The following is a 16,528-nucleotide window of genomic DNA, read 5'->3' on the forward strand; positions in this document are numbered from 1 at the left end:
TAAAGCAGCATGATATGATGTTACTCACAGAATCAGAAGAGGTCATCAGACTTCTTCCGGAACGTCATGTCCTGTCGGATAGAATTATGTGAGAAAGCACCGAAAAATGGCAATAAGAATGGCATATGAAGTGGTCATGTCCTATCATCTTCATATGCCATCTTATTTTTTAGGGACATTTACTGAATATCCCTAAGTAAGCACATGATAAAAACAATAGGGTGATAAAGTGGTTCTTCACAATATCACCCTATTTTTTGTTACTTTTAATTGGCCTATCACTTTTTTCCTAATAAATACCTTCTGTCGTCATTTGTATACGCTTCATCGTTCCATCTTCATTGTAATACAAACGCTCTATGCAGACCGAACGGCGAAAACTTCCTCCTGTAGGATTAATGCCACCATTATGATAGATAAAATACCAATTACCCTTAAACTCTATAATAGCCTGATGATTCGTATTGCTATTTCCAGCCAATTCATTTAAAATCCCTTTGTATTCCCAAGGACCCGTTATACTGCGACTCATGGCATAACATATCTTCTCCGGAAATTCGGAAGCATAAGAAAGGTAATACCAATCGCCTCTTTTATGAATCCAAGGAGCTTCTGTGAAGCGAAGTAAGTCAACCGGAATAATCGGCCCGTCCAATTCTATCATATTCTTCTTCAGTTTGGCGAAATAGCATTGACTATTGCCCCAATAAAGATATGCCTGCCCATCATCGTCAATAAAAACAGTGGGATCTATATCATCCCAATAACTTTTGCTGCGGTCTGCTGTCATATCGTTGGTAATGAGGGCGGAACCACGGGCATCTACAAACGGACCTGTCGGTGAATCGGATACGGCTACACCGATGGACTTACCGGGAATCGTCTCATGCTCCACCGTTACGTACCAATAGAATTTGCCTTCATGTTCTATAACCTGACTTGCCCAAGCTTCGCCTTTTGCCCAAGAAAAGTCCTTAGCCTTTAGAGGGACGGCATGTTCTGTCCACATTTTCAAATCGGAAGAGGAAAAGACACACCATTCTTTTAAGTCATAATGCTCTTTCGGTGGAGGACACTCATCATGACCACCATAAATATACATTTTTCCATCATGTACCATCGCTGCCGGATCTGCAATAAACTTATGCTTTACTATTGGATTTCCCACAGCAACAAAAGTAGTGTCACTTTGTGCCAGCAGCCCTTGCGGAACTGCCAGCATCAAAGAACTAACCCCAAAAATAAATATATTTTTCATCATGATATTCCCTTTGAGTTCAAGACATCAATACTTCAAAATATATACTGCGAAAGTAACAGGCTCCAAATCTACGTTCAAGGTATGCCCATTCACATCCAAAGATGTTTCTTGCGGAATAATTGCCAATGGATTTTCAATAGTATTATCCTTATCCATGCTAGTGAAAGAAAGTTTGATACAACGTGCTCCCGACAGAACTTCTTTCTTTTTCAATCCGTTAAAAATCAAAGACAAAGACTGCTTTTTGCCTGAGGTATTGACCACTTTCACAATGATCTCATTCTTATTTTTGTCACATACGGCACTCGCAAATAACCCGTTCTGCCCCTCGGCACCCGTTACAGGCTTTTTATTCATAGTCAGAGAAAGAACGTTCGTTCCCTTATGCGTTGCGAAAAGCTGCTGCACATAATAGCTCACTGTACACACTGAATTCAAGTTATCAAACCATATCATGTCCGGACGCCACTGCCAACCTTCTACATGAGCAAATAACGGTGCATAGGTAGCCATATGCACAATATCCGCATTCCGCTCCAATCCGGTCATAAAGGCTGCCTCGAGTAGTGAAGCATGGAAATGGTTCCACTTCTTTCCTTTGCCATGACAGGCATATTCTCCGGCAAAAACTTTCGGGCCTTTACGGTCGTAATTGTCATAACGCGCTCCCTGGCTTAGGAACCATGCTTCGGGACGATAGAAATGTTCGTCCACCAAATCGACTTTCAGACTTTTCATTTCCGGCCAGAGATAATCAAACTGCTCACCTTCCGAATCAGGACCGGAACTACCCACAATCTTTATGTCGGGATATTTCTTGCGAATGGCTTTGACAAAGGGTTCCAGATGTTCGGGATATTCCTTTCCCCACTGCTCGTTACCTATACCTATAAGTTTCAGATTGAACGGTGCGGGATGTCCCATATCGGCACGTATCTTTCCCCAGGGAGTATCAACTGCACCATTTGCAAATTCTATCAGATCGAGCGCATCCTGAATATAACTCTCCAGGTCGCAAAGAGACACATGCGCATCCATATTTGGGTTTTGAAACTGACAAGCCAAACCGCAACTCAATACCGGCAACGGTTCCGCACCGATTTCTTCGGAAAGCTGGAAGAACTCATAAAATCCCAAACCATAACTTTGGTAATAATCGGGAAAGAACCGATGCGGGAAAGTATATTGCCAACGATTTTCATTCAGCGGACGGTTCTCTACCATACCTACCGACTTTTTCCAGTCGTAGCGTGATGCGATATCAGTACCTTCTACAATACATCCGCCGGGAAAACGGAATACACCCGGCTCTATATCTGCCAGTGCCTGCACCAAATCTTTACGAAGCCCGTTTTCATGTCCTTGCCAGGTATCTACCGGGAAAAGGGAAATATGTTCCAAATCCACCGTTTGCCGGGAAGCAAGGAAAATACGAAGAATAGCTTTCGGATTGGTCACTTCCGGCTTTAGTATCACCTGATATTTTTTCCATTCCTTTGAATCGACCGTTACATCGGCAGTTGCAAAAGCCTGTTGTTCATTCATAGATTTCGTATCGGCCAGCTCCACACGGATTTTAGCGGGTGTTTCCCCTTCTGCCACACGTGCCCATACAGAGAAACGATACTCTGCGCCTTTTTTTATTCCGATACCGAAAAAGCCTTCATTGTCCAATCCGGTCTGTTTATGCGGATGTCCGGCATACGCCAAACGCACATAATGCGGGTTTCTTTCAAAAAGACCGTCATCTTTCAAAGATACCTTACCGAATGTCTTCCACCCCATAAAATGTTGCGGAAATTCAAATGAACGGTTCTTCACAAGTTCGGCATACAGACCGCCGTCGGCAGCATAATTGATATCTTCGAAAAACAGACCATACATAGTAGGCTGAATTTCCGCTCCCGGTTTCCCGGCTTGTATCACCAATTCATTTGTTTGTGCTTGCAGTGCCGAACCTGCCGCAAGAGCCAGCACTGCCAATAAACCTTTGTATTTTTTCATGGTATAAAATGTATATATGATTACTTAATTCGCTTTCCCCATATAGACCTGCCACAACTGTCCAGTCCTGTGAAAAGAACAGTTTCCTTTTCGTTTTCCCAATCGTGTCCGGCAAATATAATCAGATTATTTATAATTTCACCTTCCAGGGTCAGGGACAATAATTGCTTTGCTTCCAAAAGTTTCCAGGTACCTTTATTCTCACCTAAATGTCCGTTCTTCTCCAAGGACAGCAAATGAGACACGTTCCACTCCTCTTCTTTGAGCTGTCCCTCCCCCCATAGGATCTGGCCTGCCTGCAAACGGCGTTCATACGCAGGTTCCTGTATGCGTATAACTTCCCACTCTCCTGCCATATCTTCTGCCGAGAATTTACGGGAAACACTGCCTGTATAACGTTCGGGCGACACCACCGGCCATCCGTCGGGCGTAAAAAAGACCTGTCTCAGATGAAGATCCATCATTTGGTTATGGGGTGATAGGCGTCCCTGATGTGCCATAAAGTATTGCCCTTCATCCGAGGTGAATACACTGCAGTGTGCAGTCCCTGCCCAACCCGGATGATTATGAAAACGATATGGAGCTGTCAGAATAGGAAAATTATTAGTAGTGTCTTTCAGTTCCACGCCGGAGAAATCAACAAACGGGCCTTCCGCTTTGTCCGAACGCCCTACCCGTACGTTATAGGTGGTCATCAGCGGATCGTATGAAACAAACAAATAATACTGTTTCAGATCAGGATTGTAAATAATCTCGGGAGCTTCCAGATTATCTTTCTGATAATTGGCGCGGCGTGCGGTGAGATGCCCCTGATCTCCCTCCTCGGCGGGAAGTCCGGTTTCCGGATCCAACTCTACGCAGTACAATCCTCCAAAGAATGATCCATAATGCATCCACCACTTTCCGGTGACAGGATCGGCCATGACGCTCGGATCAATTGCATTCATTACCGAAGCCTCATTGGTCTTGACAACACAACCTCGTTGTGTCCAAGGGCCTTCGGGTGATGCAGCCTCTGCCATACCTATATACGATGTCTTGCGGCCAAAAGCCGATACGCAATAGTAGAGTCTGTATTTATCACCAAAAGGGATTATATAAGGAGCCCAGATGTTCGTTGCTCCCTCACCTCCGGCATGCGAACGTACCCACTCCACAGCTTCCTGCGGTATTTCCGGAAAAGCCCAGCCAACAAACTCCCATTTGACAAGGTCCTTGGAACGGCGCACTTGTATGTATCCCAACGGAACATTTTTTTCTTCGGCTTCTTGACGGTTCTCACCTAAAATGGCATCGGTAGAGTACATATAATAATAATCACCCAATTTACAACAAGACGGATCATGCACATTGTAAGTTCCCCACAAGCGGTAGTTGTCCATAGAGGACAAAAAAGAGTAGTCATCCTGCCAGGGATTAGGCGAAGCTATGGGAGTAAAAACCGGAGAATTACAATTAGCAAACAGAATTCCCATAGACGTGACGACCACACATAACATTTTTCTCATAATATCAGCAAATTAAAAATACAATGCAAATGTACGCCATACCCAAAACAGTAGAGGTGGATATATGACCTTTTAAGGTGGACAATCTTCCAACTTCACAAAAAAGACCGCAGACTTTTTATATCATCACAAGTAATACATTAACTTTGCTTGTGCTAATACCAAATGATGAAACAATGCATAAGTTTTTTCGTATTATTATATTATATATCGCTTTGGCAAGCCCCGCTATTTTGTGGGCTCAGGAGTCTTTTACCAACCGGTATAACACAATCTACATAACCATGAATGAGGGGCTTCCCAATAATTTTGTTGATGATATCTACAAAGACCGGCAAGGCTTCCTTTGGATTTCCATGTCGGGAGGTGGACTATCCCGATACGACGGCTATGAATTCGTCAACTTCACTCCGGCTACCCCACATTGCCGGCTCAAGAGCAACTTCATACGCAAAGTCTACGAAGACAACTTTCAGCGGCTTTGGGTTGTATCAGAAGGGGGCACTGATATTATCGACCTAACAACCATGCAGTCCGTATTGCCTCATGATCCCCGAAAGAGACTGGAGACACTCATTAAGCAACCGGCATTCATGGTTACACAAGATGCCAATGGATGTATTTGGCTGTATTGCAGCAATAGCCTGCACCGTATTGCTTTCCGCACTAATGGAGATATAGAAAGTATTCATTCACTAGAGATTCCTAATCCTTACCGATACGATATCATCTTTAAGGACGTGGAAAATGAGGGAAAAGTATGGATAGGTATCAATGGCGCACTACACAAAATAGGTATCACTGCACAAAGCAAACTAGAGGCAACCTTAATCGACGACTGCCTGAGTTTTGCACCGGATCTATATTTTACAGACTTCATAGCCAAAGAAAATGAAGTATGGATCGCCACCGACAAAGGTTTGTACCGATATAATAAAAACGAAGGTATAGTGAAACAATATATGCATACCCCTGACAATCCTCATTCCCTCTCACAAAATTTCCTGACCTGTCTCGCCATAACCAACGACAAACAATTACTGGTTGCCAGCCTGAAAGGCATCAACATATACAATCCCATAAAGGACAATTTTGAACGCATAAGTGACCAGGCATCCAATACAGGCAGCAAGCTACTGAACAGCAATTTTATCAACTGCATCATCGTAGAAGGGCAGCATATCTGGGTAGGAACCGAAAGTGGTGGTATCAATAAAATGACCGCCAAGCGTCTGTCCATACAAAATTATCAGCATGATAACAAGAATCTCCAAACAATCTCTCACAATCCGGTGAACGCCGTTTACGAAGATAATAGCGGAAACTTATGGGTAGGCACCGTAGAAGGGGGGCTGAATAAAAAGGCGGTAGGAAGCGACAGCTTCATCCATTATACATACGAAAGCGGCACTCTTACCCACAACTCTGTTAGCGCCATCACCGCCGACGGGCAAGGAAGATTGTGGATTGGTACATGGGGCGGCGGCATCAACCTTATCAACCCACAAAACCCACAGCACAGAATAGAAGCAATCACAGCCCGGAATAAAGGCAACTACCCCATAGACTTTATCGGAGCTCTGGCCTACGACTCCATAAACAACGGTATGTGGATCGGAGCAAACCAGGGATTATTCTTCTATGACCTGGCGCATAAACAGCTTTGTTCACCATTTGCCAAGCGTGCCGCCGAAGACATACGAGGTTGCATCGGCTCTATCATAGACAAAGACGGGCAATTATGGATGGGATGTCTGGACGGCGTTTATATCATCGACCTGCACTCCCGCTCCGTCTCATCGCCTGAGGGAACATTCCGTTACCGTCATCTGAAGTACAAACTGGATGATCCGTCTTCCGGACTGATAGAAAAGATATGTTGCTTTTACGAAACTCAGGACGGCACACTGTGGTTGGGCAGCAACGGTTATGGCATTTATAAACGTATGCAGAACGAAGATGGAGAAGAACAGTTTGTCTGTTACAACTCCCTTCATGGTCTGCCAGACAACAGTATCCGCAGTATCCTGGAAGATGATAAAGGATGTATCTGGATAGCAACCAACAATGGGCTGTCGCGCTTCCAACCCAAAGAAAACCACTTTATCAACTACAACCGACAAGACGGTCTTGCCGATACCCAGTTTTACTGGAATGCAGCTCACCGTTCACAATACAGCAAGCTTTATCTCGGCACCGTATCCGGGCTGGTTGCCATAGATTGCAACCTGCCTGCCCTTACAACCCAGTCTTCCAAAATACGGTTCACCCATTTGAAAGTAGGAAACGAGGAAATATTCCCCGGCAACGAATACTTGCCGCTCGATATTGCCGTCAGTAAGGCTATCCGCATCCACGAACGTGAAAAATCTTTTTCACTGGAATTTTCCGCACTCAACTACGAGTCCGACAATACCGCCACTTACAGTTACCGCCTACTGGGTTTTGACAACCGTTGGATACACGTGCCTGCTAGCCGGCGTTTTGCTACTTACACCAATCTGTCTCCGGGAAACTATACGCTGCAAGTGAAGTACACGCCCTACACCCCAACCGGAGAGGATAATATAACGGAACTGCAAATAACAATCCAGCCCTATTTTTACAAGACAACCTGGTTTATACTGCTTGTAATAATCCTTGCCACATTCGCTACATGGCAATTCTACCAATGGCGCATACGAAGCCTGAAAGAGCAAAAAGCAAGATTACACCAAAAGGTGGAACAACGCACCCATGAACTGAAAAAGCAGAAACAACTACTGGAAGAACAGACCGAAGAGTTGTCCCGTCAGAACCGGATGTTGAAGCAACAAAACGAAAAAATTACCCGGCAGAAAGCGCAGCTTACTAAAATGACACGTAAGATACAAGAGCTGACCTTGGATAAGATAGCATTCTTCACCAATATCACACACGAATTCCGCACCCCAATCACACTGATCATAGGACCGATAGAGCGTGCATTAAAGTTAAGCTACAACCCTCAAGTCATCGAGCAGTTACATTTCGTGGAACGCAATTCCAAATACCTGTTATCGCTTGTCAACCAGCTTATGGATTTCCGTAAGGTGGAGTCGGGCAAACTGGAAATCGTAAAATCCCGGAATAATTTTCTGAAATTTGCCAATGAACTGATCATATCTTTTGAAGTCTTTGCCAAAGAAAGAGACATCACAGTGAAACGTTATTTCCGGATGCCTTCACCGGAAATCTCTTACGATGAAGAAGCGATGCACAAAGTGCTGACGAACCTGCTGAGCAATGCCATTAAATTTACGCCAAACGGCGGAAGTGTGTCTTTGTTCATAGCCCTGCTACCTCCTGCTGATAACCGCAAATCCATGCTTTACATCTGTGTCAGCGACACAGGTAGCGGTATTCCTGATGATGACACAATCAAAATATTCAACCGTTTCTACCAGTCGCAAGGACAAACCAAATATCCTATGTACGGACAGGCTGGAAGCGGCATCGGACTTTACTTGTGTAAACGTATCGTACAGATGCATGGGGGTGAAATCCATGCGCAAAACAACCATACGACAGGCTGCTCGCTACGCATCCTCCTGCCAATAACACCGGAAAGCAATACGGTGGAAACACTGGCCGAAAGTGCCCCGCAACTTATGACTTCCGATGCGCTACCCCCATCCGATACTTTCGGAAAAGGTTTATCAATCCTGGTGGTCGAGGACAACGCGGATATGCGTGGATATATCCGTTCCATCCTACGGGATAAATACAATGTGTTCGAAGCTGCCCATGGAGCAGAGGCTTTGAATATATTAAACTCACATTCGGTAGACTTTATCATCAGTGACCTGATGATGCCCGTAATGGACGGCATTGAACTGTCCCGCCGGGTAAAAGAGAATTTCGCTATCTCCCATATCCCTTTCCTTATGCTGACAGCCAAGACATCGCAGGAATCACGCCTGGAAAGCTACCGCATAGGAGTTGACGAATATTTACTGAAACCTTTTGACGAGACATTACTGCTTACTCGCATCGAGAATATTCTTGAGAACCGTAAACGTTATCAAAAGAAGTTTGCTATAGCCATGGATGTGGATGCCTTGAATATGGAAGAGGAATCGGGCGACAAGAAGTTCCTCAACCGCATCATGGATGTCATTAAGGAGAACTACAAAAATTCCTATTTCGAGGTGAGCGATTTCTGCGAAGCGGCAAGTGTGAGCAAAAGCCTGTTGAACAAAAAGCTACAAAGTCTTGTCGGGCAGTCTGCCGGACAATTCATACGTAACTATCGCCTGAACATTGCCCGCGAACTATTATTGAAAAACCGGGAGAATAAAAGTATGAACATTGCAGAAATTGCCTATGAAGTAGGATTTAATGACCCTAAATACTTCACAAGATGCTTCACCAAATACTTCAATACAACACCGAGTTCACTACTTAATAAAGAAGAATAGCCTTACTTACGACAATAAACAATAAATCTATATAGTTGTATTACTTACACTTTAAGTTCGTTTATCCACCTCTAAAACTCATTTGTCCACCCTCATTTACACCATAAGTCCTACTTTTGTCGCACAATCATTGCTCATTCCTTCAAGAAATCCCTTCAAGGAAAAGCAATGATTGAAAACCTAATTTTAATATTAATATATGAAGAACGACAAGAGAACGGCTATCCATCGTAAATGGTATTAGCCAAATTCAATCTCCCCTAATTTTGTGGAGTCTGTGACCAGACTCCCCGACGGTTAACATCGGATCGTATATTGATTAATTTGATATTTTCAATATAATTAATTATACTCTAATCCATTAATTTAATAATCTTAATTCTTTTAAAAATGAGGAAACATTTATTTCTTTCCGTAATGCTTGGTCTGTGTGCCTTTAGCGGTATGACGGTGTATCCTACACCTGCCATGGCTACTGTGACACAATCTCCGACTATCAAGGTTCGTGGCCAAATTGTCGACGAACAAGGTGAACCTATGCCAGGAGCTACCATCAGAGTTAAAGGCGGACAAGGCGGAACCATTACCGATCTGGATGGAAACTTCCAGTTGGAAGTTCCCGGAAACGCTATTCTTTTGATAAGCTATGTGGGTTTCAAGGAACGCGAAGTAGCAGTTCGCAACCGCGCCATTATTGATTCCATACAATTACAGGCTGATGACCAGATGCTGGAACAAGTGGTTGTTGTAGGTTATGGTACACAAAAGAAATCCGACTTAACCGGTTCTGTTGCCGTAGTAGATGCGGAAGCTTTGAAACAGACATCAAACTCCAACATCTCCACCATGCTTGAAGGCAAGGTTTCCGGCGTGCAAGTCACCTCCGACGGACAGCCGGGTGCCGATCCTACCGTACGTATTCGCGGTGTAGGATCTTTCGGCAGTACTTCTCCCCTTTATGTCATCGACGGCGTTCCCATGGGAACTTCCATCCGCGATTTTTCTTCCAACGATATTGAAACCATCCAGGTATTGAAGGATGCTTCGGCTGCCGCCATCTACGGTTCACGTGCTGCCAACGGTGTGATTATCATCACCACCAAACGCGGACAAAAAGACCAACCGCTGAAAGTGGACTACAATGGATATTTCGGTATGGATTATATTCCTAAGGGAGTCTATGATGTAATGGATGCCGACCAATACAGCCAGTACATCGGTCAGGCTTGTGCAAACTCCAACACTCCGTTGCCATCGGGATACAAGCTCAACAGCGAAACCGGGAAATACCATTTCCAAGATGACACCAATACCAACTGGTTCGACGAAGTATTCAAAACGGGTATCCGTCAAAACCATAATATAAACCTTTCCGGAGGTGGTGCTCACAACACCTATAATATAGCATTAGACTATTTCAACCAAAAAGGAACACTCGAAGGTGCCGGTCCTAACTACGAACGTTACACCGCACGTGTCAACAACAGTATGGACACCAAGTTCATAAAGTTCCAGACCAGCCTTGTTTACTCCCACTCCGACCAAGACAACATGGGCCTGTCCAATGCTTCCGAATACGTTCAAGGTCTGTATGGCGACGTAACCAACATTCTACGCGGAACCTTACTGATGCAGCCCACCATCAAAGCATACGATTCTTCAACATGGGTGCTCGACAATTTGGTGGGAATTGCCAACAACTTCAATTATGACGCTTACGGCTATGGCGTATACTACGATACCATACATGGTGATATCTCCGCTTCCAATCCATTACTGGTAAACAACCTGCTGCAACGTAACACACGTGTGGACCGTTTCGTGGGAACAGGCTCGGCAGACGTAGACATCTTCAATATGTTCGGCTTCAACAGCAAAAACCACAAACTCAACTATAAAATAAACCTCTCTTACAGCAAAACCTTCTGCAAGGACTTCACTTGGATTCCGGCATGGGTGCAGAGTAACCGCGTCTATCTGTCCAAGAGTAATGAACGGTTGACCAAGGGTTCCCGTATTTATTCGGACGCCTTGATAGAGAATGTGCTTACTTACGATGGTACGATAGGCAAACACCACATCAACGTAGTGGCAGGCCAGACTTACGAAGAAGAAAACACCGACCTGCTGACCGGATGGGGAATCAACTTTACCGAACCTTATTTCCTACAACTTCAGAATGCCGCCAACACGTATTCCGAAAGTTACGAATACAAGCATGCTATCTTGTCCTACATCGGTCGTATCAATTACAACTACGATGACAGGTATTTATTATCGGCAACAGTACGCCGGGATGGCAGCTCACGCCTGACCAGAAGTATCCGTTGGGGAACTTTCCCTTCCGTCTCTGTGGGCTGGCGCTTCGACAAAGAAAGCTTCTTCCCTTTCAATCCGGACGTCGTGAACATGTTCAAAGTTCGTGCAAGCTATGGCGAGCTTGGTAATGAGAACATCGGTGAGTACATGTATCAGGCCGTCATGTCACGCAATAATATGACTTACAATTTCAACGGTAACGTAGTGACCGGTTCTGCCGTTTCCACTTTCGTGGACAATAACCTTGCATGGGAGAAAAAGAAGACCTACAATGTGGGTATTGATCTTGCTTTGTTCCGCAATCGTTTGGAGTTTACAGCTGAGTGGTACAAGAATACCAGCGAAGACCTTCTGTATGCTGTTCCTGTTCCGGAACAAGCCGGAGTGTCCAATACCACCGTAACGATGAATGCCGCTTCGATGAACAACTCCGGTTTTGAGTTCTCCGCTACCTACCGTAACCGCGACCATGACTTCAAATATGAAGTATCGGCCAACCTTAGCACATTACGCAACCGCGTAACCTCATTAGGTTTCGGTACCGATTCTTATATCTCAGGTTCTTACATCACTAAAGTAGGCGAAGAAATCGGTCAGTTCTACGGTTGGGTTTATGAAGGTATCGCCCGCACGCAAGAAGTTCTTGACAACCACGCCACACAAGAAGGCGCCCAAATTGGCGACTGCCTCTATAAAGACGTAAACAATGACGGTAAAGTAGACTCCGAAGATCAAGTGGTATTGGGCAGCGGCATGCCAAAAATCAATTTCGGCCTTAATGCCCGTTTTGAATACAAGCGCTTTGACCTGAGCATCGCAACGTTCGGCGCACTGAACTATCACGTTAGCGACGACATCTACAACTCACTCAACTCTTGCTATGGCTGGGGAAACAAAGAAGTGGGTATGCTCGATGCCAACCGCTTTAGCGAAGACGGCAGCACTTACCTTTCCAACGTGCCACGCACCTATGTTACCAACAGTGCCAGCTTGGGTTGGAACGACCTCTTCAGTTCACGCAAGATTCAGAATGCAGCCTACTGGAAAATAGCCAATGTAGAATTGGGCTACAACTTCCCGGATAAGTGGTTCGACAAATATGTATCCGATGTACGTTTCTACATATCGGCACAGAATCTCCACACATTTACCGGCTATCATGGTTACAATGTGGATTATGCAGGAGGAACTTTCACTCCGGGATACAATTTCTGTTCTTATCCTACTGCACGTACTTTCATGTGTGGTGTTCATTTTACATTCTAATCTTTACCTTTCTAGTACCTAAATTAAAAACAGATCTTATGAAACTAAATAAATATTCACTTGCTCTCATTTTGGGATTTGGCATGTTGACTTCCTGCAACGACAGATTAGAACTGTTGAATCCCAACCAGCAAACCTCAAGTACATTCGGCTTTAATCCTGATGACTTGGAGGAATGTGTGATTGCCGCCTACAACCACATCCGCATGGAAGGTTCTTATGCTCGTGTAGGCTACACCATCGATGTATGTCGTGGCGATGAAGCCTGGAACTCTTCACAAGTGTGGTATCTGCCTTTTGATGATCTTAATGCTGAAGTCACTTCAGACGTTACATGGTGGCCCTGGCGTGAGTGGTACTATACTATCAATGTGTGCAATTTCACCATTTCACGCTGCGGTGAAGATAACAGCCAACTTACCGAAAAAATGAAACGTATCAAAGGACAGGCGCTTTTCCTTCGCGCTCTATCCTACTACAACTTAGTGGGCTATTATCAGAATCCGCCTCTCATTACGGATTATGCTACCTACTCTTCGTTAAACGGACTTTATGGCGCCAACAGCACCTATGATGCAGTGCTCGACCAAGTGGAAAAAGACTTTCTGGAAGCAATGGAATTGCTTCCCTCCCGTGATGAAGGCAGTGAATGGAGCGGTGGACGTGCCACCTGCGGTGCTGCGGCTGGCTATTATGCCCGCGCCCTCATGATGCGTCAAAAATACAGCGAAGCACTTCCGGTATTGAAAGATATCATCGCCAAAAAGTATGGCACTTATAAACTGATGGACAACTACGGAGATAACTTCCGTGAAGGTTCGGCATACGAGAACAACACAGAGAGCCTCTTCGAAGTACAATTCCTCGACTATGGAGCGCAAGGCACCGACGATGAATGGACACCAGTAAACACAAGCCCCAATGCCACACAAGGCTCGGCCGTTGAGAGCAACTTCGCTCCAGGTGCCTACGGCGGATGGGCCGACATCTCGGCTTCGCCCTGGCTTTACCAGCTTTTTAAAGAAGAGCGTACCACCAGTGGGAAACTCGACCCCAGACTCTATTGGACCATTGGGACTTATGAAACCGATTGGGAAAACTTCGAATATGGCAACGTGGCTTATACAAATATACTTAAAGCCACTGATAATATCGTGACCAACAACACTTTCGGAGGTCTGCCGATTGCCAAATTCACGAATCTCCGCACCGGATTATATAGCACTGTGGTTACGGGCTTGCACGATGGCATCAACCTGCGGCTGATGCGCTACTCCGATGTACTGCTACGCGCTGCCGAGTGCGAGAACGAAGTCAACGGTCCTACACAGCAAGCTATCGATTGGATTAATGAAGTGCGTAACCGCGCCAATCTGGTAGATCTGAAGCTCGAAGACTTCAATTCTGCCGACAAGCTCTTTGAACAGATAGCCAACGTGGAACGTCCTAAAGAATTCGGATGCGAATTCGGACGAGGCTTCGACCTCATCCGCTGGGGATTCTTCTATGACAACGGACGCCTGCAACAACTAAAAGAACATGGCACAGTGCGCCGCTCCATAAATGGAGTAAAGGATCCTGTGAAGTACAGCGATATAGCAAGCGACTCCGAACTGAAGAGCACTTTCGATACTTACAGACCTGGACATGAGTTTCTGCCTATCGTACAGCAGTTGATGAACAACAATCCGAACCTGACAGGAAACTCAGCCAATTACAGTACAGATAATTCCATTTACTTCCGGGAAAACAAATGGAAAGTACGTCCAGTCGTAGAGTTAAGCAAGTAAATAAACTTAGAAACACACTCCCCTCAGCCCTACGGCCTCAACCGGAACAGGCGGGGAACGTTTCAAACCATTACCTATTAAAAAATAAAGAAAATGAAACATTTCTATAAAATAACATTTTTCTGTTGTGCAGCAACCTTGTGGATGTTGGTCCTGGCAAGCTGCGAAGGAGGCGAACTCTATGACGTAAATGCTCCCGAATGGATTTCTGATAAAATACAGGAAATAGAAGACTCCAAGAAAGAACCGGAAGATGAAATACTTGAAGGTATGCAGGAAGATGTATACACCATCGGGAATACGGATTTCACCTCCGGTTTCTGGGCTGCCTTTTCTAAGTATTATGTGATACCTGACGGCGAGAAATGGAACGCGGTGTTCAATCTTAACATCAACCCTGCCGATAACACATATTATAAGAACTTTGCCCTTATCATCACCAATGATGTGGAACGTGGCGGTGAGGGATATACCGAATATGGAGCTATCCGCTTTGATGTTACAGGTAACCCTGAAACTTATAACTCTCAGTGGGGCGATCATATTGACTTCCAGTACATATCGGGCACCTTGCTTCTTAATCCCGTTGATAACAAAGACGAGAACGTACAAAAGTTGGGTGGCAAAGTGACGCTCACCGTAGACCGCACCAGCGAAAATGCTTTCACCGTCAAGATGACCAACGGTGTGGCTACTAAGACCTATGCACAACCGAATAAAGAACCCAACCTGAATGCAGATGCAAGCAACACCAACATTCGCTGCTTCTTAGTCCCCGAAGGCTCTTACATCGACTTCCTGCAAACCAACATCGTTCCTGTCGGTGGGCTTACATCTGCCGCAGACAAAAATCCGGTATCAATGGTATTGCAGAATGTACCCGCACAGATATCTTTGGGTACTTCGCTTGAAGAGGCCATGACTAACATCTCTGCCATTGTAACCTTTGAAGAGGGAGTGACTAAAACCGTAACGGCTTCCGAACTCTCATTTTCAGCCATCCCAGATATAAATCAAATAGGAGATAAGACTCTTGTAGCTGTCTACAACAAAACCTTCAAGGGCGAAAACTGCGACAAACCGATTGTGGCTAACGCGTCTTTTAAGGTTGTGGGAGTACTTCAATCTATTTCAATAACCACTGCACCCTCGCGTACAAAGCCCTATTACTACACCTCGGAAGAAGCCAAGAGTTGCATGATGCCTTTCGACCCAACAGGCATGGTAGTTACGGGAACCTACTCTGACGGGAGTTTGGCAGTCATTGACAACGCGAAACTCAGCTTCTCTGCCATTCCGGCAAAGGCCGGTTCGCAACCGGTTACCATTACCGCCGGAGAAAACATCACCGCAACGGTAAATGTCACCGTCTCCGAAGCGACTGTCGTGAAGAACACAAGCGGTCAGTTAGGAAATACAGACAACTCAACTCTGTGGTTTAATCCGGAGACCTACTCAGATAATTTCAATGTACCTTCAGGTCAGACAAAGTGTATTTCGTTTACTAATTACAGCAACCTGGCAGGGAACTGGAACAATTTCCTTGTAGTTCTCCGTAAGAGTACCGGTGAACACTACGCAGTGGTCCGAGCCGATAACTTTGGCTGGGGCGATGGATATGCCGCCTGCGTTCACAACGGAACACAAGGCGACTGGGCTACTTGGCTTGCCGGAATGAACGGAGCCAAAGTTACGGTCTACGTGACTAATTGCGGTGACGGTACCGCCGACGTTCAAGCAGTGATGCAAGGAACCGATGATGCAATCTCCACCCAATGCTATTGGGGCATCAACACCATAGATGCAAACGACTTGAACTTCGCACTGTCTGTTGACGGTTGCCATCTCGTCTTCAATAATTAAGAATAACTATTAAATTCTTTATCATCCATATCGTTTCTTTTTATCAACGGAACGATATGGATCTTAAAAACTTACCCA

The 16,528-nt window shown here is 45.1% G+C and carries 7 protein-coding genes; 4 read left to right on the forward strand and 3 right to left on the reverse strand.

What is annotated here, in order from left to right; genetic code table 11:
• Positions 1-289: 289 nt before the first annotated feature.
• The 3 genes from H8S52_RS02090 to H8S52_RS02100 are packed head-to-tail and all read right to left on the reverse strand — an operon-like array spanning position 290 to position 4,773.
• Positions 290-1,261, reverse strand: a complete 972-nt coding sequence (locus H8S52_RS02090; protein ID WP_186909237.1) for a glycoside hydrolase family 43 protein — start codon at positions 1,259-1,261, stop codon at positions 290-292.
• Between the two features lie 24 nt (positions 1,262-1,285).
• Positions 1,286-3,265 carry an alpha-L-arabinofuranosidase C-terminal domain-containing protein gene (locus H8S52_RS02095; protein WP_186909238.1) on the reverse strand — a complete coding sequence of 660 codons (1,980 nt, stop codon included), beginning with the start codon at positions 3,263-3,265 and terminating at the stop codon, positions 1,286-1,288.
• A gap of 20 nt (positions 3,266-3,285) precedes the next feature.
• A complete protein-coding gene (locus H8S52_RS02100) occupies positions 3,286-4,773 on the reverse strand; it encodes an arabinan endo-1,5-alpha-L-arabinosidase (RefSeq protein WP_186909239.1) in 1,488 nt (495 codons plus the stop codon).
• Between the two features lie 176 nt (positions 4,774-4,949).
• Between H8S52_RS02100 and H8S52_RS02105 the strand changes: the two genes are divergently transcribed.
• The 4 genes from H8S52_RS02105 to H8S52_RS02120 all read left to right on the forward strand — a co-directional run bounded on the left by H8S52_RS02105 (position 4,950) and on the right by H8S52_RS02120 (position 16,450).
• Positions 4,950-9,212 carry a two-component regulator propeller domain-containing protein gene (locus H8S52_RS02105; RefSeq protein WP_186909240.1) on the forward strand — a complete coding sequence of 1,421 codons (4,263 nt, stop codon included), beginning with the start codon at positions 4,950-4,952 and terminating at the stop codon, positions 9,210-9,212.
• 390 nt (positions 9,213-9,602) lie between these two features.
• Entirely contained in the window at positions 9,603-12,797 is a 3,195-nt protein-coding gene (locus tag H8S52_RS02110) for a TonB-dependent receptor (protein ID WP_186909241.1), read from the forward strand.
• Between the two features lie 38 nt (positions 12,798-12,835).
• The gene (locus H8S52_RS02115; RefSeq protein ID WP_186909242.1) at positions 12,836-14,587 is read left to right on the forward strand and encodes a RagB/SusD family nutrient uptake outer membrane protein; all 1,752 of its coding nucleotides are present in this window, start codon (positions 12,836-12,838) and stop codon (positions 14,585-14,587) included.
• A 93-nt stretch (positions 14,588-14,680) separates the two neighbouring features.
• A complete protein-coding gene (locus H8S52_RS02120; protein WP_186909243.1) occupies positions 14,681-16,450 on the forward strand; it encodes a bacterial Ig-like domain-containing protein in 1,770 nt (589 codons plus the stop codon).
• Positions 16,451-16,528 lie beyond the last annotated feature (78 nt).

This window comes from Bacteroides sp. NSJ-48 (genome assembly GCF_014287405.1).
Taxonomy (GTDB): Bacteria; Bacteroidota; Bacteroidia; order Bacteroidales; family Bacteroidaceae; genus Bacteroides; species Bacteroides stercoris.